General features: G+C 59.4%; 20 protein-coding genes. 14 read left to right on the top strand and 6 right to left on the bottom strand.

Annotated elements, in window-relative coordinates:
- The first annotated feature begins 67 nt into the window (after positions 1–67).
- From AC5DB9_RS04720 to AC5DB9_RS04705, 4 genes are all read left to right on the top strand, one after another.
- On the top strand, positions 68–2,713 hold the full coding sequence (locus AC5DB9_RS04720; protein ID WP_272991208.1) for a PD-(D/E)XK nuclease family protein: 2,646 nt from the start codon (positions 68–70) through the stop codon (positions 2,711–2,713).
- Positions 2,710–6,033 (top strand): UvrD-helicase domain-containing protein, encoded by a 3,324-nt coding sequence (locus tag AC5DB9_RS04715; RefSeq protein ID WP_272991209.1) that lies wholly within the window; start codon positions 2,710–2,712, stop codon positions 6,031–6,033. Before AC5DB9_RS04720 ends, AC5DB9_RS04715 begins: the two co-directional genes overlap by 4 nt.
- Positions 6,026–6,640: a hypothetical protein gene (locus AC5DB9_RS04710; RefSeq protein ID WP_022959075.1), complete on the top strand. Its 615-nt coding sequence runs from the start codon at positions 6,026–6,028 to the stop codon at positions 6,638–6,640. Before AC5DB9_RS04715 ends, AC5DB9_RS04710 begins: the two co-directional genes overlap by 8 nt.
- A gap of 85 nt (positions 6,641–6,725) precedes the next feature.
- Positions 6,726–7,451 carry a YebC/PmpR family DNA-binding transcriptional regulator gene (locus tag AC5DB9_RS04705; RefSeq protein WP_022959076.1) on the top strand — a complete coding sequence of 242 codons (726 nt, stop codon included), beginning with the start codon at positions 6,726–6,728 and terminating at the stop codon, positions 7,449–7,451.
- Here AC5DB9_RS04705 and AC5DB9_RS04700 read toward each other — a convergent pair whose 3' ends face one another.
- Positions 7,452–7,874 (bottom strand): Rrf2 family transcriptional regulator, encoded by a 423-nt coding sequence (locus AC5DB9_RS04700; RefSeq protein ID WP_022959077.1) that lies wholly within the window; start codon positions 7,872–7,874, stop codon positions 7,452–7,454.
- A gap of 88 nt (positions 7,875–7,962) precedes the next feature.
- Between AC5DB9_RS04700 and AC5DB9_RS04695 the strand changes: the two genes are divergently transcribed.
- Positions 7,963–8,322, top strand: coding sequence for a group I truncated hemoglobin (locus AC5DB9_RS04695; protein ID WP_272991210.1), 360 nt, complete (start codon positions 7,963–7,965; stop codon positions 8,320–8,322).
- A gap of 2 nt (positions 8,323–8,324) precedes the next feature.
- Here the strand turns inward: AC5DB9_RS04695 and AC5DB9_RS04690 are convergent, their stop codons facing one another.
- Positions 8,325–9,068 carry a pteridine reductase gene (locus AC5DB9_RS04690; protein ID WP_272991211.1) on the bottom strand — a complete coding sequence of 248 codons (744 nt, stop codon included), beginning with the start codon at positions 9,066–9,068 and terminating at the stop codon, positions 8,325–8,327.
- A gap of 139 nt (positions 9,069–9,207) precedes the next feature.
- Between AC5DB9_RS04690 and ybaK the strand changes: the two genes are divergently transcribed.
- Complete coding sequence (gene ybaK, locus AC5DB9_RS04685; RefSeq protein WP_272991212.1) at positions 9,208–9,678, top strand: Cys-tRNA(Pro) deacylase; 471 nt, start codon at positions 9,208–9,210, stop codon at positions 9,676–9,678.
- Positions 9,679–9,685: 7 nt separating this feature from the next.
- Here the strand turns inward: ybaK and argE are convergent, their stop codons facing one another.
- The 3 genes from argE to AC5DB9_RS04670 form a co-directional block, all read right to left on the bottom strand.
- On the bottom strand, positions 9,686–10,840 hold the full coding sequence (gene argE, locus AC5DB9_RS04680) for an acetylornithine deacetylase (protein ID WP_272991214.1): 1,155 nt from the start codon (positions 10,838–10,840) through the stop codon (positions 9,686–9,688).
- A gap of 114 nt (positions 10,841–10,954) precedes the next feature.
- Positions 10,955–12,220 (bottom strand): inorganic phosphate transporter, encoded by a 1,266-nt coding sequence (locus AC5DB9_RS04675; protein ID WP_022959082.1) that lies wholly within the window; start codon positions 12,218–12,220, stop codon positions 10,955–10,957.
- Between the two features lie 33 nt (positions 12,221–12,253).
- Positions 12,254–12,931 (bottom strand): TIGR00153 family protein, encoded by a 678-nt coding sequence (locus tag AC5DB9_RS04670; protein ID WP_022959083.1) that lies wholly within the window; start codon positions 12,929–12,931, stop codon positions 12,254–12,256.
- A 158-nt stretch (positions 12,932–13,089) separates the two neighbouring features.
- Here AC5DB9_RS04670 and tfpB point away from each other — a divergent pair, with 158 nt between their 5' ends.
- The 3 genes from tfpB to AC5DB9_RS04655 are packed head-to-tail and all read left to right on the top strand — an operon-like array spanning position 13,090 to position 18,765.
- A complete protein-coding gene (gene tfpB, locus AC5DB9_RS04665; RefSeq protein WP_272991217.1) occupies positions 13,090–14,877 on the top strand; it encodes a type IV pilus assembly ATPase TfpB in 1,788 nt (595 codons plus the stop codon).
- Positions 14,878–14,900: 23 nt separating this feature from the next.
- Entirely contained in the window at positions 14,901–17,813 is a 2,913-nt protein-coding gene (gene glnE, locus AC5DB9_RS04660) for a bifunctional [glutamate--ammonia ligase]-adenylyl-L-tyrosine phosphorylase/[glutamate--ammonia-ligase] adenylyltransferase (RefSeq protein ID WP_273010048.1), read from the top strand.
- A gap of 25 nt (positions 17,814–17,838) precedes the next feature.
- On the top strand, positions 17,839–18,765 hold the full coding sequence (locus AC5DB9_RS04655; protein WP_022959086.1) for a branched-chain amino acid transaminase: 927 nt from the start codon (positions 17,839–17,841) through the stop codon (positions 18,763–18,765).
- A gap of 323 nt (positions 18,766–19,088) precedes the next feature.
- Here the strand turns inward: AC5DB9_RS04655 and AC5DB9_RS04650 are convergent, their stop codons facing one another.
- The gene (locus AC5DB9_RS04650; RefSeq protein ID WP_272989143.1) at positions 19,089–19,535 is read right to left on the bottom strand and encodes a hypothetical protein; all 447 of its coding nucleotides are present in this window, start codon (positions 19,533–19,535) and stop codon (positions 19,089–19,091) included.
- 208 nt (positions 19,536–19,743) lie between these two features.
- Here AC5DB9_RS04650 and AC5DB9_RS04645 point away from each other — a divergent pair, with 208 nt between their 5' ends.
- From AC5DB9_RS04645 to AC5DB9_RS04625, 5 genes are all read left to right on the top strand, one after another.
- Positions 19,744–21,063, top strand: coding sequence for a glycosyltransferase family 4 protein (locus AC5DB9_RS04645; RefSeq protein WP_272989141.1), 1,320 nt, complete (start codon positions 19,744–19,746; stop codon positions 21,061–21,063).
- The gene (locus AC5DB9_RS04640) at positions 21,050–21,763 is read left to right on the top strand and encodes a class I SAM-dependent methyltransferase (RefSeq protein ID WP_272989138.1); all 714 of its coding nucleotides are present in this window, start codon (positions 21,050–21,052) and stop codon (positions 21,761–21,763) included. The genes AC5DB9_RS04645 and AC5DB9_RS04640 overlap by 14 nt, the downstream gene beginning before the upstream one ends.
- A complete protein-coding gene (locus AC5DB9_RS04635) occupies positions 21,760–22,851 on the top strand; it encodes a prenyltransferase/squalene oxidase repeat-containing protein (protein ID WP_273010046.1) in 1,092 nt (363 codons plus the stop codon). Before AC5DB9_RS04640 ends, AC5DB9_RS04635 begins: the two co-directional genes overlap by 4 nt.
- Before the next feature lie 116 nt (positions 22,852–22,967).
- Positions 22,968–23,450 (top strand): pantetheine-phosphate adenylyltransferase, encoded by a 483-nt coding sequence (gene coaD, locus AC5DB9_RS04630; protein ID WP_272989131.1) that lies wholly within the window; start codon positions 22,968–22,970, stop codon positions 23,448–23,450.
- Between the two features lie 5 nt (positions 23,451–23,455).
- Complete coding sequence (locus tag AC5DB9_RS04625) at positions 23,456–23,707, top strand: YfhL family 4Fe-4S dicluster ferredoxin (protein ID WP_022959092.1); 252 nt, start codon at positions 23,456–23,458, stop codon at positions 23,705–23,707.
- Positions 23,708–23,771 lie beyond the last annotated feature (64 nt).

Genomic DNA, 23,771 nt, shown 5'->3' with positions numbered 1-23,771 from the left:
GCCCGGTTTGGGAATTCATGGCAGAATAGCGGCTTTGCGAGACTGGCTGACAACACAGGGAGGCTGAATGCGTCACCTTCGCCTAGAGGCACTGCTGGCTTTGCCCGGCCACAGTGTGGTGCTGATGCCCAGCGATGCCAGCGCGCGCCAACTGCGGGACCGGATCGCCACCCAGCGCGGTGAGCACGATCAGGCCTTTCTGGAAACCATCACCGTAATGCCTCTCGGGCAATGGTTGGCCGAACTCTGGGATGCCAGCCTGCCCAGTCAGCAGGTGCTGCGTCCGATTCAATTGCTGGCTATCGCACGGCGGATTATTGAAGGCAGCGAACTGTTTCCCGGTGATTGCCTCAACAGCCTCGCTATCGTCCGTCAGTTTGTCGATGCTTTTCAGCTTCACGCCGCTTACCAGCTCGGCAGTGACCGTGATGACTATTTGTTTTCCTCCGAATATTTGGCGTTCTTCCACTGGCGTGAGGCCATGCAACAGGCCTTTGATGAGCTGCATGCGCTGAGCAGTGAGCAACTACCGGCGGCGCTTTCCCAAGCGCTGAATCGAGGTGAACTGCAACTGCCTGATCAATTGATTCTGTCGCCTGCGCTCAGCCTGCCGTCGGCTGCCCGGCAGTTTGTCGATCAGTGCGTGGTCGAAGGTGTGCAGTCCTACAGGCTTGATGATGAGCGCCCGATTGCCTCACCGCAGCTATGGGCTGCGACCCATGGCGATGACGAATGCGAAGCTATCGCCAACTGGTTGGCGGCTCAGCTTGCCCGTGAACCTCAAGCCAGCCTGGCGGTTCTGCTGCCGGATATGAACGCCTACCGGCCCCCCCTGGAGCGCGCCCTGCGCCGCCAGCTCTATCCGCAGTCACTCTACGTGGGCGCTGACGCGCTTGAAGAGCCCTGGGTTTTTGAGGGCAGCGAAAGTCTTTATGCCTACCCGCTGATCCGCGCCGCCTGGGATGTCATTTCTCTGCGGCACACGGCGCTGCCGCTGGAACAGTTGAGCCGGGTGTTGCGCAGTCGCTTTGTTGCTGACTGGCCCGCCTTGCGTCAGCCCCGCGCGGAGTTTGACCGCTTCTGCCGGGACCGTTTGGCAGCGCAGTGCAAGCTCGGGGAAATGCTGGCGTTGGCGCCATACTTCTCCGATGACGCGGGCGTGGGCGTGTTGCAGGCGCTGCAGGAGCAGCTTCAGGCGCTGCCGCCGCGGCAATTACCCTCGGCCTGGGTACGGCGTTTTGATCAGATGCTGTTGGCCGCAGGCTGGCCCAATGCGGATAGCGACGACCCGGTGGTAGCGGATTGCCGACGCGGCTTCAGTCAGGCGATGGACGTATTCCGCGCATTGGATCGCCAGCTTGGCGAGATTCCACAGGATGAAGCCCTGCGCTGGCTGCATCACATCCTTACCACCAAGCGCTTTGCGGTCAGCCGTCGCCAACCGCCGCCGGTGCGCATCATGAACTATGACGACGCACTTGCCCTGCAATTTGACGGCGTGTGGATCGCCGGTTTGGACGACGCTGCCTTGCCGCGTCGCGCCGAGCCGTCGGCATTTCTGCCCCAGCAACTCCAGCGAAATGCCGGGGTAGAAGGTTGTGAAGCCGGTTTGTGTTTGCAGCGCGACCGCCGCCTGCTGCAAGACCTGCTGCGCAGCGCGCCGCAGTTGCAGTGCAGCTATGCCGCCGAAGACCTCAGCGGTACCCCGAGATTGCCGTGCAGCCTGCTGCCCGAGTTGCCGCAGGCGGACGGTATTTCTCCAGCGGCGGTTTGCCAGCTGGCGGGAGACCTGTCGCTGCCCGAGGAGGACAATGTGCGCCCGGTAGCCGTGGCGCAGCGCAGTCAGTTGCGTGGTGGCAGCGGTCTGTTCAAGGAATATGCCCAAAGTCCCTTCCTCGCCTTTTTGAAATACCGCTTGCGACTGAAGGAGTTTCCCCGGCCCGCAGAAGGGCTGGATCACCGCCTGCAGGGTATTCTCGTTCACGACAGTCTGGAAAAGGTCTGGCAGCGGCTGGGTAACAAGGCGGCGCTGGATGCACTGGATTTTCCGCGTATTGAGGCGCTGGTGGGGCAGTGTGTCGACGAGGCGCTGCAACATTCAGAGATTAATCCCCAGCGTTTTGGCGAATCCCTGCTGCGCCTGGAAAAAACGCGGGTCGTTGCGCTGATCAGCCACTGGCTGGAGTACAAGGAAAAAGCGAGGCTACAGGATTTTGAAATTGAGGCGCTGGAAACAGCGATGGATGCCCAGCTGATGGGGATTCCACTCAAGCTTCGTATCGACCGCATTGATCGGATTGGCGACAAGCGACTGGTCATTGATTACAAAACCGGCAGCATCGACGGCAAGGCGCTGAACAGTGATTCGTTAACTGAGCCGCAGTTGCCCATTTACGCGCTGACCGCCAACGATGAGGCGCCGGTCGATGGCGTGATGCTGGCGCAGTTGCGCAGTCCCGACGACCTGAAGGTGCACCTGCGCAGCAACTGGGCCAACAGTGTGATTGCCAAGCGAGCCCATGACAATGATGTCGACAGCCCCGAGAAATGGCAGGCTGAACTGGGGGCTTGGGAGCGGGCGCTACAGGGCATGGCCGAGGGCATTCTGGCGGGCAATATTGCCCACGACTACAACACCCAGCTCGATCGCAGCTTCAGCGCTTACCTGCTGCCGCTGCTGCGTGATGCCGCTACTGCGGAGGATGAGGCATGAGCGCATTACTCAGCCCTCCCGATCAGCTCCAGCGTGAACAGGCGGTGGAGCCGACGCGCTCGGTATTACTGAGCGCCCCGGCAGGTTCGGGGAAGACCGGCGTGCTGCTGCTGCGCTATCTGCGTTGCCTGCTGTGTGTTGAGCGCCCTGAACATGTGGTGGCGATTACGTTTACCAACAAAGCGGCGGGTGAAATCAAAGAGCGGGTGATGGGCGCCCTGCAATCGGCGGAGTCCATGCCGATCAACAGCGTGTTTGATCGCGATATCCGCGAGGCAGTGCTGGCCGTGCGTGAGCATCAGGCGCGGCTCAACTGGAATCTGCTGGAAAACAGTGCGCGATTGCGCATCGCCACCTTCGACAGCTTTTGTGGAAGTCTGGTGCGGCGGCTGCCGCTATTGTCGGGGCTGGGCGTGGCGGCACCGGTCAGCGATAGCGAAGCCCTGTATCGGGAGGCGATTCTGGAGCTGTTTCGCCAGCTCGATGAGCCCAGTTGCCCACCCCCGCTGCGCGAGGCACTGGAAAGCTTGCTGCGCTACGGTAGCAACCGCATCGAAACTTTACAGCCGCTGCTGTCGGCGCTGCTCGCCAAGCGCGACCAGTGGCAGGAAGATATTCTCGGCGCCGATCTGGAAGTGATGGATGCGGCACTGACGGCGCTGGTCAGCGAGGCCTTCCACGTACACTGGTCCCGTTTGCAGGACTTTGGTGTTGAGGAATTATTTGCCGCGTACCGCGACTCTTCCGGCGTCTGCGACGACCACGGCTGGGCGGCGGAACTGCCTGTGCCTGAGCAGGTGACGGTCGAGGATTTACCCCTGTTGTCGGCGATAGGCCGAAGTATCTGTAACAACAACGGTCAGCTCTATAAGCCGGGCTCCGTGCAACACGCCAAGTTCAAGAAAGGCCAGCTGGGCACGGAGCAGGCCAAAGACTGGCTGAAGCGCGCGCAGGACGATGACCCCGATGCCATCGCCGCTGACTGGCAGGCGCTCGCCGTGCTGCCGCCGCCGGTATTGCCTGAGGGTTCCCGCGAGCTGGTCGGCCACTTCTGTATCGCGCTGCGCTATCTGCTGGCGCATTTGCGGCTGGTGTTTGAACAGCGCGGCGGTGTCGACTTTGGCGAAATTGCTCTGCGCGCTATTCATGCTCTGCGCGCCGAGAGCGGCGGTGAAGTCAGTGAGGCGATGCTGCTGGAAGATCGCATTGAGCACATTCTCGTGGATGAGATGCAGGACACCTCGGTTAGCCAGATCGAGCTGCTCAAGGCCTTGTGTCAGGATTGGACGCCGGATGATCACCGCTCGGTGTTTTTCTGCGGGGACTTGCAGCAATCCATTTACGCCTTCCGGGGCAGCCTCGTGAGCCTGTTCGATGAGCTGAGGCAGTCAGCGGGGTTTGCGGGCAAGGCCCTGAGTCTGTTGCAGTTACGTGCCAACTTCCGCTCCTCGCCCACTCTGGTCAACTGGGTCAACGATTGTTTCCGGGGCCTGTTTGCCGAGCGTGACAGTGCCTATGTGGAGGCCCTGCCCCAGCGGCAGAACATCGGTCGGGTGCAAGTCCATCCCATTGCCATGGCGAAAGGAGTCGATGCCGCGGGCAGCGCCGCCCAGCGCGAGGCGGAGGCGGTGGTTGCCATTATCCAGCGCGCACAGCAGGAAAATCCCGCCGCGAGTATCGCCATTCTGGTGCGCAGCCGCCGTCATCTGCGGCAGATTACCCCGGCGCTCAAGGCCGCCAATATTGCGTTTTCCGGGCAGGATATCGACAGTCTCACCGAGCTGCCGGCAGTGATGGATGTGTTGTCGATGTTGCGGGCGCTCTGGCACGAGGCCGATGATGTGGCCTGGTCCGGCCTGCTGCGGGCGCCCTTTGTGGGACTGAGTTGGGATGATCTGCTCAGCCTGCGTGAAACCGGATTACCGCTGCGCGAAGCGCTGTTCACGGTGGAGTTGCACCGTTCTCTGAGCGAGGAGGGGCGAAAGGCCTGTGACCACCTGGTTGAGGCGCTGAACTGGCTTGATGCCCGCCCTGAAAGTCGGGACCTGCGCTGGGCGCTGCGCAGTCTCTGGCACCGGCTGGGTGGTCCGGCCTGTATCGAAGCCCATCAGCAGGCGGATATTGACCGGGTGCTGTCCGTGCTGGATGAGCACGCGCCGTCGGGTGTGCTGGAAGATATCGCGGCGCTGGAAGCGGCACTGTCGAGGCTTTACGCCGCGCCCCCAAGCAGTACGGTTGAATTGATGACGATCCATAAATCCAAGGGGCTGGAATTCGATGTGGTGATTCTGCCGGGGTTGGGCAATCGCGGTCGCAACGACGATCGCCCGCTGCTGGCCTGGCAGCGGCTGCAACAGCATATGCTGTTCGGCCCCAAGCCCCAGCGCAGTGGTGGCGATGAACAGCGTCTGTACGACTATCTTTGCGGCGTGCAAAAGCAGGCGCTGAGCGAAGAGTTGGACCGCCTGCTCTATGTGGCCCTGACTCGCGCCAAAGGTGAGCTGCATCTGTTTGCTGTGGCGAAAATGAATAGCAAAGACGATCTCAAGCCTGACGCGGGAAGTTTTCTTGAGCGATTGTGGCCGGTCGTGGCGCCGGACTTTGAAGCGGCAGAGTTGCTTGACGAGAGCGATGCAGAGGCGCCGATGCGGGTGCCGTTGGCGCCGCGTCTGCGCGGGTTTTCGGCGACGCTGAATCCGCTTTGGCAGCCTCTGCTGACTGAGGAGTCGGCCCTCCAAAGGGTACAGCGACAGTCGGAAAACGCGGTGCTGGAGGACAACATTGAAGAGCGGGCAGTGGGGGTTGTCTTCCACGAATTGATGGAACGCCTCGGCCGCCAACAGGGCAGCAAACGCCTGATTGAAGACCGCGCCCGGCTGGAAGGGGCGCTGCGTCAGCGCCTGCGACACCACTGCCATCCGGAACCCGGACTGGAGGCCAGCTTGGCGAGGGTGCTGAAGCTGCTGGACAACACTCTGGACTGTGAGCAAGGGCAGTGGATCTTGCGCAGCTACGACTGGCAGGCCAGTGAACAGACTATTCGCCGCCGCATGGGTGGACAGTGGCAGACCCTGATCCTCGACCGGGCCTTTGTCGATCCGGCAGAGGGGCAGCCGCGCTGCTGGATTGTGGATTACAAAACGGCCGAAGCCAAAGGAGCGCTGGAGGACTTTTTCGCTCAGCAGGTCGAGCGCTATGCAAATAAAATGCAGATTTACCGGGAGGCTTTGCGGGCAACTGGGTTAGAATATCCGATTTCTGCGGCGCTGTATTTTCCCGCTCATCAGCGCCTGTTATGTCTGGATGATATTAATGGTTAAGCGTCTACTTCGCGGCGCCAGCGCTGCGATGGCCCTCCTGGTGTTGGCCCCTCTTACCGCCTGCGTGGGCGTGGGTGACCACGCCGATAAGCGCTTGCAGGCGCGGCCTATGCCGGTCAGCACGCTCGCTGATCATGCCCCGGTACTGAGCGAGCCGAGTGTGGAAATCGACACCGGTCTGTCAAAGGCCCAGGCCCGCCGGGCACTGTTGGGTAAATGGTACGGCATCAATGAAACAGGCAGCGGTGTGCGCAAGGAATGGCTGGTAGAGCGCGCGGCCGATGGTACCTATCGCACGGATTTCCGCAGCACCTCGCCCGATGGCAAAATCAGCAGCCAGTCCGAGGTGGGTTTTTGGGGGCTGTCTGGCGACGTGTACTTCCGTATTTTCCGCGGCTGGGTCATGGTGGACGGCATGAAGCCCGCCGACCCGACCGACCCCGGTCACTACGATGCCTACCGTATTGAGCTGCTCAATAGCGCGCATATGCGCTATCGCCACCTCGACCACGACCGGGTGTATACCATGAAGAAAATGCCCGACAGTTTCCGTCTGCCAGTGGTGCTGGAAAGCCGGGAAGAAGCCCCGCTGAAGTTCGAATTCTGAGTGGGGACGCGGCCTTGGCGAGGCCCGCTGTGACAGGCTAAAATCGCCACCCTTTAATTTCTTGTATGAACGGCGGAGCCAGGTAATGGGCAGAGCGTATCAGAACCGTAAAGATTCCATGGCCAAAACGGCCGCGGCAAAAACCAAGGTCTACAGCAAATACGGTCGCGAGATCTACGTGGTCGCCAAATCCGGCGGCGCTGACCCCGATGGAAACCTGGCCCTGCGCAGTCTGATGGATCGCGCCAAGAAAGATCAGGTGCCCAGCCATGTCATTAAAAACGCACTCGACAAAGCCCAGGGCGGTGCCGGTGAGGACTTCTCTCCTGCACGCTACGAGGGCTTTGGTCCCGGCAACTGCATGGTGATTGTGGACTGCCTGACCGACAATCCCAACCGTACCTTTGGCGATGTGCGTCTGGCCTTCACCAAGACCAAGTGCAAAATCGGTACCCCCGGCAGTGTCAGTCACATGTTTGACCACTCCGCCATTTTCGTCTTTGACGGCGATGATGAAGAGGCAGTGCTGGAAGCCTTGATGGAAGCCGATGTCGATGTCAGTGATATCGAGTGTGAAGACGGCAAAATCACGGTGTTTGCGCCCAATACTGATTTCTTCAAGGCCAAGCAGGCTCTGCAGGAAGCCTTTGAGGGCATCGATTTCGATGTCGAAGAAATTCAGTTCATTCCCCAGAACACTGCGCCAATCAGTGCTGATGACCTGCCGATGTTCGAGAAATTCATGGACATGCTCAACGAGCTGGACGACGTACAGAACGTCTATCACAGCGCTGAGTTGCCGGAAGACTGATCAGCCCCCGATGCGCAGTACCTGCAGCTCGCCGCCCGCTATGTCGGCGAGACTGTAGGGTGCCAGACTCTCCAGATAGGCGCGCACCGCGCCATCCAGCAGCCCCTTCAGGCGGCAGCCATTAAGAATGCGGCAGGGCTGTTCCGCGCAGTTGATCGGTCGCAGCGTGGTTTCAAATTCCTTCACAATCTCAAGCAGGGAAATGTCACTTGCCGGTTTGGCGAGGCGTATGCCGCCCCCTTTCCCGCGCAGGGCTTCCACGTCACCGCGGCGCACCAGACGCATCACCACCTTTGATACGTGGTTGGGGGATACCTCGAAAAAATCGCAGATCTGCTGAATGCTGACCCGCTCGCCCGCCGGTTGCTCGGCCAGAAAGATCAGTGTGCGGAAGGCATAGTCCGTCTGTTTACTCAGTTTCATCTTTTACCTATTTACATCGGTTTTCATCGAGGACATTATAAGCACACACAAACATGCAAAATAAATGCATCTATTAGAGAGAGGAAAAATGATGACAACACTGTACGAACGTTTGGGCGGTGAAGCGGCGGTTGATAAGGCAGTCGATATCTTTTATGACAAAGTGCTGGCTGACGAGCGCATCCGCGACTATTTCGAGAATATCGACATGGTCGCGCAGGCCAGAAAGCAGAAAGCGTTTCTGACGATGGTATTCGGTGGTCCCAATGACTACAGCGGCCAGGATATGCGCAATGCCCACGCCCATCTGGCATTGGGGGACGAGCACTTCGATGCGGTAGTGGAAGACCTGGCGGCAACGCTGAAGGAGCTGGGCGCTGCCGACTCGGACATTGCCGAGGTGGCGGGTATTGCGGAGAGTGTACGGGGTGATGTGCTCAATCGCTGAGCTTACAGCATCAGACTGCGGCCGCCGTCCACGGCAATGATCTGCCCGGTCACGTAGCTGTCTTCTCGCAGCAGGAAGCGGACGGTGGCGGCGATTTCCGCCGCGCCGCCCCAGCGCTGCAAGGGCACGCGCTCGCGAACATTCTTCGCTTCCTCTTCACCAAAGGCATCGCTCGCCACGGGTGGTAGAATCGCCCCCGGTGCGATCCCGTTCACCCTCACAGCGGGTGCCATTTCAACGGCCAGTGAGCGGGTCATCATTGCCAGTGCTGCTTTGGCCATGCTGTACACCGGGTGCTGTGGCAGCGGCCGTTCCCCGTAGATATCGACCAGATTCACAATTGCGCCACGCTGCTCTGCCAGTGCCGGATAGAGGGTCTGACTCAGAAAGAACGCGCCTTTGACATTGCTGTTCATCAGGCTGTCCCAGTCGGCGTCAGTCACGGTGCCCAGTGGAGTGGGATAGAAGCCGGAGGCATTGTTGATCAGTGCATCGATCCGTCCCCAAGTGTCGAGTGCTGCGGTGGCCAGCTTTTCGGCGGCGCCGCGTTCCTCGAGGTCGGCGTACAATACCGCCGCAGAGTTTGCCCGCCGGGCATTGAGCTCATCGCACAGAGACTGCGCGGCGTCGTTATGACGTCGGCAATGCACAATTACCTGATACGACTGGGCATGCAGCTGCCGACTGATCTCGGCGCCAATGCGCTGACTGCCGCCGGTGACCAGAGCAACGGGAGGCTGAGACATGGGAACTCCAGAAAGATGGTAAGCGGGGATTATCGCAGGGGAGGCGCGCTGGCAAAAGCCGTGAGCGCGATACGGCCTCACTGTTCTCCGCGAACTTGATAAAATGCCTGCCCAGGCATCACTGAAGACGGAACTGAGTATGACCCCCGCTGTAGACATGGCCAAACGCGCCAAGATCGCCTTTACGCTTCACGAATATGATCACGACCCGGGCAGTAGTGCCTATGGCATGGAGGCGGTAGAGAAACTGGGGCTGAATCCCGATGAGGTCTTCAAAACGCTGGTGGCGGAATTGCAGGGCGGCGAGCTGGTGGTGGCTGTCGTGCCGGTCTCGTCGATGCTTAACCTCAAGGCACTGGCCAAAGCTGCGGGGGCGAAGAAAGCGGCGATGGCGGATGCATCAGCGGTTTCGCGCAGCAGCGGCTATGTGCTGGGCGGTGTCAGCCCGCTGGGCCAGAAGCGGGCGCTTCGCACATTTATTGACAGCAGTGCAGAGCGCCTGTCTGTCATGTATGTCAGTGCCGGGCGGCGGGGCTTGGAAATTGCCCTCTCGCCGCGGGATTTGCAGGGCCTGACCCGTGCCGGGTTTGCGCCGCTTGCACAGGACTAGTCAGCGGCTATTTTGCATCAAGGCAGAAACGCTGGATCAGTTTGCGCAGCAGTTCCACGCCCGGCTCGATCTGGTCCAGAGCCATAAACTCATCCGGTTGGTGGGCCTGATCAATCGATCCGGGCCCCATCACCAGTGTTTGCATCCCCAGCTTTTGGAAGAAGGGCGCCTCGGTAGCGAAGTTAACGGTGCGCGAGCGTTTGCCGCTCAGCTGTTCGGAGACCTTCACCAGCTCAGAATCTTCAGCTTGCTCGTACGCCTCAACACCGCCAATCAGTGAGCGCAGGCCGATATTGATGCGGCGGCGTTCGGCGATGGGCTGCAGGCGTTGTTCTATTTGTTGGCGCACGGCATCGGTTTCCATGCCCGGCACGGCGCGAATGTCGAAGTGCAATTCACACTGGCCGCAGATACGGTTGGGGTTGTCACCCCCGTGGATACAACCGAGGTTGAGCGTGGGGCTGGGAATGTCGAAGCCGGGGTGGTGATAGCGGGCTTGCAGCTCGCCGCGCAGCCCCATCAGTTCGCCGATCACCTCATGCATCGCTTCCAGTGCACTGTTGCCCAGTGCCGGGTTTGAGCTGTGGCCGCTGCGCCCGGTAATGGTAATGGCTTCCATAATGATGCCCTTGTGGGCTCGCACCGGTTGCAGGCCGGTGGGTTCGCCGACAATGGCGTAGCGGGCGCCGAGCACGTCAGCCTGCACCAGGGCCCTCGCTCCGTCCATGCTGCTTTCTTCGTCGGCGGTGGCAAGAATAATCAGCGGGGCGTTGAACGGCTGGTCGAGCAAGTTGCTGACGGCCTCAATGACCAGCGCGAAAAAACCTTTCATGTCGGCAGTCCCCAGACCGTAAAAGCGCTGGTCTCGCTCAGTCAGGGCAAAGGGGTCGGACTGCCAGCGGCTGTCATCATAGGGCACGGTATCGGTGTGTCCGGCCAAGACCAGCCCGCCTTCACCGCGTCCGTAGGTCGCGATTAAATTGGCTTTGTCGGGGTTGGCCAGCGGAGTGATGCGCACGCTGAAGCCCAGTGCTTCCAGCCAGTTGCCGAGCTGCTCAACCACTCGTCGGTTACCCATGTCCCAGCGTGGGCTGGTGGCGCTGACAGAGGGAATGGCGATGAGCTCACGCATCATCTCAACAAGTTTGGGGTGCTGCTTCATGCTCGCCGCTCACAACAGGAGGAGGCCCTATTGTAGGCGTGAACGTGGGTAGAAAACAGACGGGTAGTGGAGGGGTAGAGCAAATGGGCGCCGCTCGGCGACGCCCATCTATAATCAGCCCAGTGTGGCTTTGAAAATGTAGAAGAAGACAATTGCCAGCCCCGCGCCTGCAGGCAGCGTAACGATCCACGACATGAAAATATTGCGGATAACGCTGAGGTTCAGTGCCGCAATGCCTCGTGCCAGACCCACACCCAGCACCGCACCGACCAGCGTGTGGGTGGTGGAGATCGGCAGACCGGTGGCCGAAGCGACGACGACGGTTGATGCCGCGCCCAGTTCGGCAGCAAAACCACGGCTGGGGGTCAGCTCGGTGATTTTGGTGCCGACGGTGGCGATGACTTTAAAGCCGTAAGTGGCCAGACCGAAGACGATACCGCCCGCGCCCAGCAGCAGTACCCACCAGGGGAGCGCGGCTTTGGCGGCGATCTCGCCACCAGATTGCACCACGGCGACGACCGCAGCTACCGGGCCGATGGCGTTGGCAACATCGTTGGAGCCGTGGGCAAAGGCCATGGCGCAGGCAGTGAAGACCATCAATACCGCAAATACGCGCTCAACACTGGCAAAACGGGACTGGCCTGTCGGGTCGGGAACATCCTTGATACGATTGAGGAAGAATTGGCCGATCGCCGTGATCACGATACCTGCCAGCAACGCATAGAACAGGCTTTGTCCAAAGCTCAGTCCCAGGCCGACATGCTTCAGTCCCTTGACCATGGTGACCATGGAAATCATGAAACCGACGAGGAATAAATAGAACGGGATGTAGCGCTTGGCGGCTTCAAAGGGCTTTTCTGCTCGGAGGATTAAACTCTGTGCGCTGATAAACAGACCAAAGGAAATCGTGCCCGCCAGTACCGGCGAGACCACCCAACTGGCGACGATCTGTCCAACTTTAGGCCAAGCTACAGCGTCCATATCGATGCCTACGGCGGCAAAGCCGACCAGGGCGCCTACGATGGAGTGCGTCGTGGAGACCGGCCAGCCCATCAGGCTGGCAACGAACAGCCAGGTGCCCGCGGCCAGCAGGGCTGACAACATCCCGTAGACCAGCAGGTCGGGGTGGTCCGACAGGTAGTCGGGGTTGATGATGCCTTTGCGAATGGTGTCGGTAACTTCGCCGCCCGCCAGATAGGCGCCACAGAATTCGAAGAGCATGGCGATGAGAATCGCCTGTTTGATGGTCAGTGCCTTGGCACCTACCGATGTCCCCATGGCGTTGGCGACGTCGTTGGCGCCGACCCCCCATGCCATGAAGAAACCGAAAAGACAGGCAAGTAACAGCAGGAGCTGCCCGTGTTCAGCAATAATCGACATGTGTAATCCTTAAATTATGCGGGTTATCCCTGCTTAGCGGGCAATGATGACTTGCAGGCGTGAACCTACTTTTTGCGATTTATCTGACAATTCGCCGATCAGTTCGATGACTTTGTACAGAAACATCACGTCTACGGGTGGCAGGTCGCGCTCAATGGTAAACAGCTCCGCGCGGATGGTGACCTGCAGCTGGTCAGCTTCATATTCCAGCGTGTCCAGCTCCTCGATCATTTTTTCCACGACTTTCACTTCGTGGCCGCGGAAGCCGGTTTCCAGCAGTTCGTCCAGTTCCTCAATGGCCTTTTTTGCTTGTGAGGACGTGGAAATCGCCAAGTCGACATAGGTGCGCATGTTGTCGACCAGTGAATCAGGGATTTCCATTTTTCGGCCCAGCATCAACCCGGCGATATCTTTGGCACAGTTGGCGATGCGGTCCTGCATGCTGAGCAGGTCGAGAAGGTCGGAGCGGGGAACGGGGAGGAAGAGGTTGCTGGGCAGGTTGAGGCGGATATGCTTTTTCAGTTGATCGGCTTCGTTTTCCAGCTTGACGATTTCCTGCTGGGCTGTCGCCGCTGCCTCCCAGTCTTTGGCGATGACGGCGCTGATAAAGGGTTTGAGTGCTGCCGCACAGAGTTCCGCTTTTTGGATATGATCCTGAATCGGCTCGAAGGGAGACTTGCCAAACAGGTTATTCAGCTTGTTGAGGGGCACGTCAGGGCTCCTTGCATGCGCTTGAGTTTAAAATGCGGCGATTATACGGACGCATCGCCGCCCTCACCAGTTTTGTGCGGTATGGCATGTCGCGCTGGTATAGCGGCACCGGGGCTTGTCATAATGATGCGGTATAAATATGACAATTCGGAGTCAGCATGCCCAGCCAGCTCAGCCGCCACGGTCCCTTGGATGTCGCCAATGTACTCCGGCAGTTAGTCGACGACGGCCTTCTGGCGCCGGAGCTTGCCCGGCGCACCGCCGTCAACCCGCCTCGCAAGGGTGACCGCCCGCAGCACCCCCTCAACTTCCTCGCCAGTCAGCAACTGGCCAATGCCCGGCGACCGGGGGCAACCCTGAGTATAGACACCCTGCTGGGGTGGTTGAGTGCTTACTGCGATTTACAGACGGCGCGCATCGATCCATTGAAAGTAGATGTGCCGTCGGTCACCGAAGTCATGTCCTTCGCCTTTGCCCAGCGTCACCGCATTCTGGCGCTGTCGGCGAGTCGGGAGGAGGTGGTGATTGCCTGCGCCGAGCCCTTTGTCGACGGCTGGGTGGAAGACCTGCAGCAGGTGCTGAACCGGCCAATTCGCCGTGTGATTGCCGATGCCGAGGCGATTGATCGCTACACCATCGAATTTTACAGTCTGGCGAAATCGGTGCGGGGCGCCAGTGGTGATACTCGCGGTGGGGCGGGAACAAACCTGGAGCAGCTGCTGGAAATCAGCAAGCTCAAAGATCTGGATGCCAACGACAGCCACATCGTCAATATTGTCGATTGGCTGCTGCAATACGCCTACGATCAGCGGGCCAGCGATATTCACATTGAGCCCCGCCGCAAGCAGGGCAATGTGCGCTTTCGCATCGACGGCGTGCTGTGCACAGTTTACCAGCTGCCGCCGCCCGTGCTTACGGCGGTGGTCAGCCGGCTGAAAATTCTGGGGCGCATGGATGTGGCAGAAAAGCGGCGCCCGCAGGACGGCCGGCTGAAAACCAAGAATCCCAGCGGACAGGAAATTGAGTTGCGTCTGTCCACTCTGCCTACCGCCTTTGGCGAAAAGCTGGTGATGCGGATTTTCGATCCCGAGGTTCTGCTGCGCAGCTTCGATGAGTTGGGCCTGCGCGGAGAAGACCTGCAACGCTGGCAGTCGATGATTCGGGCGCCCCACGGGATCGTGCTGGTCACAGGCCCCACTGGTTCGGGGAAAACCACCACGCTGTATTCCAGCTTGCGCCAGATCGCCAGTCCTGAAGTGAATGTCTGCACCATCGAAGATCCCATTGAGATGGTGGAAGACGCCTTCAACCAAATGCAGGTGCAGCACAACATTAATCTGGACTTTGCCAGCGGCGTGCGCGCGCTGCTGCGACAGGATCCGGACATCATCATGATCGGCGAAATTCGCGATCTGGAAACCGCTGAAATGGCGATTCAGGCCGCGCTGACGGGCCATCTGGTGATTTCCACGCTTCACACCAACGATGCCCCGTCGGCGGTTACCCGCCTGTTGGAGCTGGGGGTGCCCGCGTATTTGATCCGTGCCACGGTGCTAGGCGTGATGGCCCAGCGGCTGGTGCGTACCCTGTGCCCGCACTGCAAAACCCCCCAGTCCAGCGATGAGCTGGATCCCAGCGGCACCGAGTGGGCGGCGCTGACCGCGCCATGGAAACTGTCACCGCCAGCGCAGTATTATCACGCTCCCGGTTGTCTTGAGTGCCGCAACACTGGCTTTTACGGGCGTCAGGGCATCTACGAAATCCTCACCGTTGAGGGGGATTTGCAGGCGGCGATACAGGATGACGTCGCACTGGATGAAATGCGTCTGCTAGCCATGAAAAAAGGCATGCGCACCCTGCGTCTCAGCGGCGCGCGGAAAGTCGCGGCGGGCGAGACCACCATTGCGGAAATTCTGCGCGTTGCGCCGCCGGTGCACAGCCAATAATGCCAATCGAATTCAGGAATCCCATGAGCGCAAGCGAACTGAATATTCAACACGAGGAACTGCCCCCGCTGCTGGCTGAGGGGCTGGATCTGCGCTGGCAGACACTGCTGGAGCGTTGTGACGAGGAGCAGGCGCTGTGGTACCGCGACTTCGCCCAGTCATCGGCGCGCGCACATCTGCTCACCGTGCTGGCGGGCAGCCCGATTTTTCTCGATTACTGTCAGCGTTATCCCAGCCTGTTACCCGCCTTGCAGCAGAGCGGTGAGCTCGATGCAGAACTGAGCGCCGGACAATTCCGCGCCGCCCTGGCCGCCGACTGTGCTGCCTGTGAAAATCGCGATCAGCTGGCCGCCTGTCTGCGCCGCTTCCGTCATCGTCACTGGCTGCGTATTGTCTGGCGCGACCTCAGTCGACTCGCCTCCATGCAACAGACGGTGGCAGAACTGTCGGCGCTGGCCGACGCCTGTGTTCAGGAGGCGCTGGCGTTTCTGCATCGCGAACTCTGCGAGGAGTGGGGGGAGCCCCATTCCCACGATGGTGTGCCGCAGCAGTTGCTGGTTATTGCCATGGGCAAGCTGGGGGCCGGCGAGCTGAACCTGTCGTCAGATATCGATCTGGTATTCAGCTATCCCGAAGCGGGCGAAACCATGGGTGGTCCGCGCAGCGTCGACAATCAGCAGTTTTTTATCCGGCTGGGCCAGCGCTTGATTAAGGCCCTGGATGCCCGCACCGCGGACGGTTTTGTATTTCGGGTGGACATGCGCCTGCGGCCTTACGGCCAGAGTGGGCCGCTGGTCGTCAGCTTTGATGCGCTGGAAGAGTACTACCAGGACCAGGGGCGCGACTGGGAGCGCTACGCGCTGATCAAGGCGCGCTGCATCGCCGGGGATATGGCCTCGGGCGAGGTGCTGATGAAAACCCTGCGACCCTTCGTCTACCGTCGCTACCTCGACTTTTCCGCCATCGATTCATTGCGCGATATGAAAGCGATGATTCAGCGGGAAGTGGCGCGTCGCAATCTGAACGACAACATCAAACTGGGTGCGGGCGGCATTCGCGAAATCGAATTCATCGCCCAGTGCTTTCAGTTGATTCGCGGTGGCCAGGAAGACGCGCTGCAACAGCGGCCGCTGCAGGTCATTCTCAATGAGCTGCGCGACATGGAACTGCTGCCGGCGCCGGTGGTGCAGGAGCTGCAAGAGGCCTATGTGTTTCTGCGCAACACCGAGCACGCCATTCAGGCCTGGCGCGACGAACAGACGCAGCAACTGCCTGACTCCGCATTTCCGCAGGCGGGATTGGCGCACAGTATGGGCTTTGACAGTTGGGCCGATTTTCACACGGTGCTGAAGCAGCATCGCGAGCGGGTCAGCGAGCACTTTGCCAATGTGATTGCCGCCCCCGAGGACGAGGCGAATACCGATCACTCGGCGCTGGCGCACTGGGAGACTCTGCTGGATCAGCCCGAACAGGAGGCGTTGAGGGATGAGTTGCAGAACGTCGGGTTCAGTGATGCCGAGGAGTTGGCCAGGCGACTGGTTGCCCTGCTGGAAAGCAGCGCGGTTAAACGCATGGAGGGCACCGCGAGAGAACGGCTGGATGACTTCCTGCCGCGTCTGCTCGAACAGGCGCAGGACGCCGAAGACGGCGGTCGCGCGGTTATCCGCTTGATCCCGCTGATTGAGTCGGTGCTGCGGCGCACGGCTTATCTTGTGCTTTTGATGGAGAATCCCGCAGCCCTGCAGCGCCTTGTGACCCTCTGTGATGCCAGTCCTTGGGTGTCGCGGCAACTAGCTTCGCACCCGGCGTTGCTGGACGAGCTGCTGGACGGCCACAACTTGTTCAATGTGCCGGATAAGGAGGGGCTGCGCAGTGAATTGCGTCAGCGCCTGTTGCGCATTGCACAGGATGATCTGGAAAGCCAGATGGATGCACTGCGCTACTTCCGTCTGGCCCATGTATTGAAGGTTGCCGCCTCGGAAATTGGTGGTACCTTGCCGCTGATGAAAGTCAGTGACTACCTCACCTATATCGCCGAAGTCGTATTGGAAGCGGTGCTGGATATCGCCTGGCAGAATATGGTGGAAAAACACGGCAGTCCGGCAGTGGATGATCCGCGCCGCCACTTTGTCATTCTGGGTTATGGCAAGATGGGGGGCATTGAACTGGGCTATGGATCCGACCTCGATCTGGTCTTTCTGCACGACGTGCCCGGCGGGGCGGTCACCGACGGTGAGCGGCCCTTGGACGGCAATATTTTCTTTACTCGCCTCGGCCAGCGCATCATCCATATCCTGACGGCGCTGACTCGTCTCGGTTCATTGTACGAAGTGGATATGCGTCTGCGACCATCCGGTAATTCCGGTCTATTGGTCAGCAGCTTCAACGCGTTTGCCGAGTACCAGAATGCCCAAGCCTGGACTTGGGAGCACCAGGCACTGGTCAGGGCGAGAGTTGTGGCGGGTGATGCCGTGCTGGCTGCCAATTTCGACGCGCTGCGGGCCGAGGTGTTGGGGCGTGAGCGTGACCCTGATGCGCTGCGCGAAGATGTACTGAACATGCGCGATAAAATGCGTAAACATCTGCTGCCTGGCGGTGGCGAAAAAAACCGCGAATTTGATGTCAAACAGGGGCTGGGAGGTATCGTTGATATCGAATTTATGGTGCAATATGCCGTCTTAGCTTGGTCGCATCAGCACCCGCCACTGCACACCTATACCGACAATATTCGGATCCTGGAATCCCTTCAACAAGAAGGCCTGATTTCCGAGGCTGATGCCAGAGCCTTGATCGAGGCTTATATCGCTTTTCGCAGCCAGTCGCACCGGGCCAGTCTGCAGGAGCAGAAGGGACAACTCAGTGGTGAGGTCCTCGTAGAGGAGCGCGCGGCTGTGCGCCGGATCTGGACGCAGATCTTCGGTGAGCAAAGCGCATAACAGCAATTTTCAGGAGTAGATGACAATGTCCATGGCCGACCGCGATGGTCTAATCTGGTTTGACGGCGAAATGGTTCCCTGGCGCGATGCTCGCGTCCACGTTCTTACCCACACACTGCACTATGGCATGGGCGTCTTTGAAGGCGTGCGTGCTTACAAAACCGCTGATCGCGGCACCTGTATTTTCCGCCTGAACGAGCACACCGATCGCCTGTTCCGTTCTGCCCATATCATGAATATGGCGATGCCCTTCGACAAAGATGTGATCAACGAAGCCCAGCGTCAGGTGGTACGGGACAACAATCTCGACGAAGCCTACCTGCGCCCGATGGTCTTCCTCGGCTCCGAGGGCATGGGGCTGCGCGCCGACAATCTGCGCACTCACGTGATTGTGGCCGCCTGGGACTGGCCGAGCTATATGAGCCCGGAAGCCCGAGATAAAGGCATCAAGGTGCGTTGCAGCTCGTATACCCGCCACCACGTCAATATCTCCATGTGTAAGGCCAAGGCTAACGGCCACTACATCAACTCGATGCTGGCACTGCGTGAAGCGCTGGACAGCGGCTGCGAAGAAGCCCTGCTGTTGGACAACGAAGGCTACGTGGCTGAAGGCAGTGGCGAGAACATCTTTATCGTTCGCGATGGCAAGCTGTTCACCCCCGAGCTGACCAGTTGTCTCGATGGCATCACCCGCAACACCATTTTCGCCTTCTGTCAGGAGCTGGGGCTGGAGCTGCACGAGAAGCGTATTACCCGTGATGAAGTCTATGTCGCGGACGAGGCCTTCTTCACTGGCACCGCCGCAGAGGTTCTGCCGATCCGCGAATTGGATGGCCGCAAAATCGGCAGTGGCGTGCGTGGTCCCATCACCACCGAACTGCAAAGCCGCTACTTCGATCAGGTAAAAGGTCGCCGGGAGCAATTCCCAGAGTGGCTGACGCCCGTCGCCTAAGTGCTGAGCGGGACCTCTGTGTCCCGCTTTTCTCTCACCTCAAACTCCGCATTTCCGTCAATCGGGCTTCCCGCATTTTCGTCGCCCGATCTCCGCATTCCGGCCACCCCGGCCTTGAGCCGGGGTCCAGTCCCTCGGTGTTTGAATGTAGCACGGCTCGTGCTGCAGATTTGGGTGGTTATGGATGCCGGATCAGGTCCGGCATGACGGGGCAATGGAACAGTTCAAACCTTCTAGCTCGTCGCCCCGGCCTTGAGCCGGGGTCCAAATCCCCGATACTTCAAACAGGCGCGACGCGTTCTTCCCTGCACGGTGGCTCCGGCTTATTTGCTCGCTTCCTGTCTCGGTTCATAGCGGCACTCTCCGCGGATCATTAACTCGCCCAGCAGCGCATACTCGTCCAATGTCATGTAACCATTGGGGCAGTAGTCGTTCAGTCGCGGGTCGTCGTTCAGCAATCGATGCGCCTGTTTGAGCAGAGCCCGATCATCCTGCTGACGTGGCTGGGGAGCGTTGTTGCCATCAGGGGTGCGGTGAATAGCGCGGGCAGGGGGCAGCGCAACGCGCAATGTGTATTCAAACAGTCGCAGACCACCGCCCCGTTCCAGCGGCGTAAAGGCTCCCTGAGCGGGAGGTTTGCGGTCGGGCCCGCCACTGCAGGCCGCCAGCAGAGCGAGCCAAGCCACAACGACAAAGCGTAAAGAGTAGCGAGAAAAGTTGCGCATTACCGGAATATCCACCCAAGATGTCTGCATTTTGCAGTGTAACATGACAAAGTCTTAATCCCCCCAAGGGGGGCGGTTCGGTGGATTTATCCACAAGCGATGGTTAGAATCCCATCACTTAATGTGGCAATACATGTCCCGCAAATCGGCGGTGGCGCCATGGCCCGCGTCTTCACTGGCCGGGGTGCCGGGGGTGCTGCGGAATCGGCGCCGGGCAAGCCAGATACAATCCTAACAAACAGCGATAACGGCTATGTCATCAGATCCGACAGTACTGGCCCGGGATGCCGCGGCAACCGGTACCGCCCAAGTTATTCCTATCGATGAAGCACGGCCTCATCGCCGCTTGCACATCTGCCTTTTGGGGTACCGCAGTGCGCCCTTTGGTGGTGGTCAGGGCATTTATCTGAAGTATCTCAGCAAGGCGCTGGTGGAGGCGGGGCATCAGGTCGATGTCATTTCAGGCCAGCCCTATCCGCACCTCGACCCGCGGGTCAAGCTGATAAAAATGCCGGGTATGAATCTGTTCGAGACCGGACTGGGCTCAATTCGCCCCCATCACCTGCGGTCGATGACCAACGTGATTGAATGGACCAGCAAACTGACCGGGGGGTTTGCGGAGCCCTATTGTTTCGGCCGCCGTGTGGTGAAATACCTCAAGCGCCACGGTCGTCACTACGACATCATTCATGACAACCAAAGCCTGAGCTTTGGCATGTTGACGCTGCAGAAGCTCGGCTTTCCGCTGATTACCACGATCCATCATCCCATCACCAGTGATCTCGATATTGCCCTTAAAGCGGCCAAGAACTGGCGTGAGCGCGTACTGATTCGACGTTGGCACAGTTTTATAGCGATGCAGCGCCAAGTAGCCCCGCAGCTTCACCATGTGGTGACCGTGTCTGAACGCAGCCGGGAAGATATCGCCGCTGCGTTCGGGATGCAGCCTGCTGCGATTCAGTTGGTGCACTGCGGTATTGATACCGATGAGTTTCGTCCGCTGGGCAATGTGCCCAAGGTTGCCCGACGCCTGATGGCCACAGTGTCTGCTGATCAACCCCTGAAGGGTATGCGCTATTTGCTGGAAGCGATGGCAGAAATCTTGCCGCGCTACCCGGATCTGCAATTGCTGATGGTGGGCAATATCCGCGAGGGCAGTGAGGTCGATCAGCTTATTTCGCGGCTCAAGCTGCGCGAACACATTGTGACCGTGTCAGGTATCAGTACCGAGCAGCTGGTACATTTTTACAACGAAGCGGAAGTGGCGGTGGTGCCCTCGGTGTATGAAGGCTTCGGCCTGCCAGCAGGCGAGGCCATGGCCTGTGGCACCGCGCTGGTGTCGACCGATGGTGGCGCATTGCCCGAGGTTACCGGCGACGCAGCGCTTCAGGTGCCGGTGCGCGACAGTGCATCCATGGCAAAAGCGATTGATACCTTGCTGGCCGATGCCGATTTGCGCCGTCGCTACGAGCTGGCGGGACGCCAGCGTATGGAAGATATTTTCTGCTGGCAGCGCGCTGCCGGTCAGATGCTGGATTATTACGAGCAGGTATTACGCAGTGAAAACGGTTGATTTCAAACATTTCCAACTCAAGCCGGGCGATCGCCTGCTCGATCTCGGCTGTGGCGAAGGTCGCCACGTTATCGCTGCCTACGTGGAGGGAGAAATTACCTCTGTCGGTGTCGACCTCTGCCTGAAGGATTTGCAGACCGCGAAGGAGCGCGCCGCCGATTTCGTGGACGCGGATGACGGCCACCGAGCCTTCGGTCTGGCCAATGCCAACGCCCTGCAACTGCCCTTTGCGGATAACAGTTTCGACAAGATCATTTGTTCTGAAGTGCTGGAGCATATTCCCGATTATCAAGCGGTACTGGTGGAAATCGAGCGGATTCTCAAGCCTGGTGGCCTGTTCTGCGCCAGTGTCCCCCGTGCCTGGCCGGAGAAAATCTGCTGGGCACTCAGCGATGCCTACCACGAGGTCGAAGGCGGTCACCTGCGTATCTTCAAGGCCTCTGAACTGAGAAAACAGATTCAGGGGCTTGGTTTTCGCTTTTATCGTCGTCATTGGGCACATGCTTTGCATTCCCCCTACTGGTGGTTGAAATGCGCCTTCTGGGGGCAGGACAACAATCCGCTGGTGAAGAGTTATCACAAGCTGCTGGTCTGGGATCTGCTCGACCGGCCGCTGCTGACCCGCACCATCGAGCGGGGGCTCAACCCGGTAATGGGTAAATCCGTAGTGATGTACTTTCAGAAAGGGCAGGCGGCATGAGTGGACTGTTTCTCAGCAAGGGACTGTATCCCGAAGACTTTTTTCGGCCTACCGTCGAATTTCTGCTGAGAGAACAGCAGGCTGACGGCAGTATTCCCTGGTTTGATGGTGGTCATGCCGATCCCTGGGATCATGTTGAGTCCGCCATGGGGCTCAGTATTGGCGGCGAGTATCCCGCCGCAGAGCGCGCCTACTGCTGGTTGCGCGACAGCCAGTTGCCCGACGGGAGCTGGTGGGCAGCGTATCGCGCGGGCGAAGTCGATAACCGCGAGCGTCGCGAGACTAACTTCGTGGCCTATATCGCCACCGGTGTTTGGCACCACTACCTGATCAGTGGCAATCGCGCTTTCCTGAAAAGCATGTGGCCCTGTGTACAGCGCGCCATGGAGTTTGTCGTAGGCCAACAGAGCGCTCACGGCGAGATTAACTGGGCAGTGGATGCCGATGGCAAACCGATGGTGGATGCCTTGGTCACCGGCTGTGCTTCTATCTATAAAAGCCTCGAATGTGCCTGGAATATTTCGGTCACACTGGGCGAGCCGCGAAAAGACTGGTGCAAGGCGCGTCACAAGCTGGGTGAGGCGATGCGCCACAAGCCCGAGCGCTTCGATCGTACTTGGGAGAGCAAGGCCCGCTACTCCATGGATTGGTTTTATCCCGTGCTTACCGGGGTTATTCCCACCGCCAAAGCCAGTGCTCATCTACAAAAACGCTGGGGCGAGTTTGTGGAAGCCGGCATGGGTTGTCGCTGCGTGTCTGACGAGCCCTGGGTGACGGTGGCGGAATCCTGCGAGTTGACCATGGCACTGCTGGCCGCTGGCGATCACGCCCGCGCCGTAACGGTGTATAGCTGGTTACATCAGTGGCGGGAAAGCAACGGCGAGTATTGGACCGGCTATCAGTTTGTTGAAGACCTGCTGTGGCCTGACGAGCGTCCCACTTGGACGGCCGCGGCGATTTTGCTTGCTGCCGATGCCTTGACTGAATACACCCCGGCTCATCATCTGTTTAAGGAAGTGCGACTGCTGCCCGACCCCTGGGAAGCGGAAAGCCGTGAGACGGAAGCCAGCGAGCGCTACCGCGGCTGAGGGGTTCCGAAAGCGGGTCTGGACTCGGGGCTGATGGGAGGCAGGGCATCCCCTGTCGGTTGTTCGCTGCCAGTGAATTCGATACCATCAGCCGCCCAGTGAAGGAACGGTGACCCATGAAGCGCATTGTCTACCCCGGTACATTTGACCCTATTACCCGCGGCCATATTGATCTGGTAGAGCGTGCCAGCAAGCTCTTCGATACGGTGGTACTGGCGGTAGCCCACAGCGAGAAAAAGCAGCCACTGTTCGACCTAAAGCAGCGTATGGATCTGTGTGCAGAAGCTCTGGCTCACCTCCCCAATATCGAAGTGTGCAGCTTTACCGGCCTGACTGTGGAGCTGGCTCAGGAGCAAAACTGCCACAGCATTCTGCGCGGCGTGCGCACCGTTGCCGACTACGAATATGAGCTGCAGCTTGCCAATATGAACCGCGCGCTGGCGCCGGGACTGGAAACCATCTTCCTTACCCCGGGTGAATCGCTTTCCTATGTGTCGTCGTCGTTGCTGCGTGAAATCGCCGCGATGGGCGGTGACGTGTCGCGCTTTGTGCCCGATAACGTCATGCTTGCGCTTAATACGCGCTTTGGTGGCAAGTAAACTCAATGGCCCTGTTAATCACCGACGAGTGCATTAACTGCGATGTTTGTGAGCCTGAGTGCCCAAACGACGCCATCTACATGGGCGAAGTCATTTATGAGATCGACCCCGACCGCTGCACCGAGTGTGTGGGGCATTTCGACGAACCCCAATGTCAGCAAGTCTGCCCGGTAGACTGCATTCCCCTCGATCCCAAGCACATGGAAACCGAAGAGCAACTGCTGGAGAAGTACCAGCAGTTAATTGCTAAAGGCTGAAGCCCTCTATCCGAATTCCTAACCGTCATGCCGGACTTGATCCGGTATCCAAGACCTCAGCGAT

The organism is Spongiibacter sp., from assembly GCF_984394615.1.
Note: the sequence above shows the minus strand (reverse complement) of the source record. Positions and strands in the feature narration are given on the sequence as shown.

Bases quoted from the DNA above. Each gene is read 5' to 3' on its own strand.
- tfpB (WP_272991217.1), top strand. From the start codon at position 13,090: ATGCCCAGCCAGCTCAGCCGCCACGGTCCCTTGGATGTCGCCAATGTA.
- AC5DB9_RS04710 (WP_022959075.1), top strand. From the start codon at position 6,026: ATGGTTAAGCGTCTACTTCGCGGCGCCAGCGCTGCGATGGCCCTCCTG.
- AC5DB9_RS04720 (WP_272991208.1), top strand. From the start codon at position 68: ATGCGTCACCTTCGCCTAGAGGCACTGCTGGCTTTGCCCGGCCACAGT.
- glnE (WP_273010048.1), top strand. From the start codon at position 14,901: ATGAGCGCAAGCGAACTGAATATTCAACACGAGGAACTGCCCCCGCTG.
- AC5DB9_RS04675 (WP_022959082.1), bottom strand. From the start codon at position 12,220: ATGTCGATTATTGCTGAACACGGGCAGCTCCTGCTGTTACTTGCCTGT.
- AC5DB9_RS04705 (WP_022959076.1), top strand. From the start codon at position 6,726: ATGGGCAGAGCGTATCAGAACCGTAAAGATTCCATGGCCAAAACGGCC.
- AC5DB9_RS04645 (WP_272989141.1), top strand. From the start codon at position 19,744: ATGTCATCAGATCCGACAGTACTGGCCCGGGATGCCGCGGCAACCGGT.
- AC5DB9_RS04690 (WP_272991211.1), bottom strand. From the start codon at position 9,068: ATGTCTCAGCCTCCCGTTGCTCTGGTCACCGGCGGCAGTCAGCGCATT.
- ybaK (WP_272991212.1), top strand. From the start codon at position 9,208: ATGACCCCCGCTGTAGACATGGCCAAACGCGCCAAGATCGCCTTTACG.
- AC5DB9_RS04655 (WP_022959086.1), top strand. From the start codon at position 17,839: ATGTCCATGGCCGACCGCGATGGTCTAATCTGGTTTGACGGCGAAATG.
- AC5DB9_RS04650 (WP_272989143.1), bottom strand. From the start codon at position 19,535: ATGTTACACTGCAAAATGCAGACATCTTGGGTGGATATTCCGGTAATG.
- AC5DB9_RS04715 (WP_272991209.1), top strand. From the start codon at position 2,710: ATGAGCGCATTACTCAGCCCTCCCGATCAGCTCCAGCGTGAACAGGCG.
- coaD (WP_272989131.1), top strand. From the start codon at position 22,968: ATGAAGCGCATTGTCTACCCCGGTACATTTGACCCTATTACCCGCGGC.
- argE (WP_272991214.1), bottom strand. From the start codon at position 10,840: ATGAAGCAGCACCCCAAACTTGTTGAGATGATGCGTGAGCTCATCGCC.
- AC5DB9_RS04700 (WP_022959077.1), bottom strand. From the start codon at position 7,874: ATGAAACTGAGTAAACAGACGGACTATGCCTTCCGCACACTGATCTTT.
- AC5DB9_RS04695 (WP_272991210.1), top strand. From the start codon at position 7,963: ATGATGACAACACTGTACGAACGTTTGGGCGGTGAAGCGGCGGTTGAT.
- AC5DB9_RS04635 (WP_273010046.1), top strand. From the start codon at position 21,760: ATGAGTGGACTGTTTCTCAGCAAGGGACTGTATCCCGAAGACTTTTTT.
- AC5DB9_RS04625 (WP_022959092.1), top strand. From the start codon at position 23,456: ATGGCCCTGTTAATCACCGACGAGTGCATTAACTGCGATGTTTGTGAG.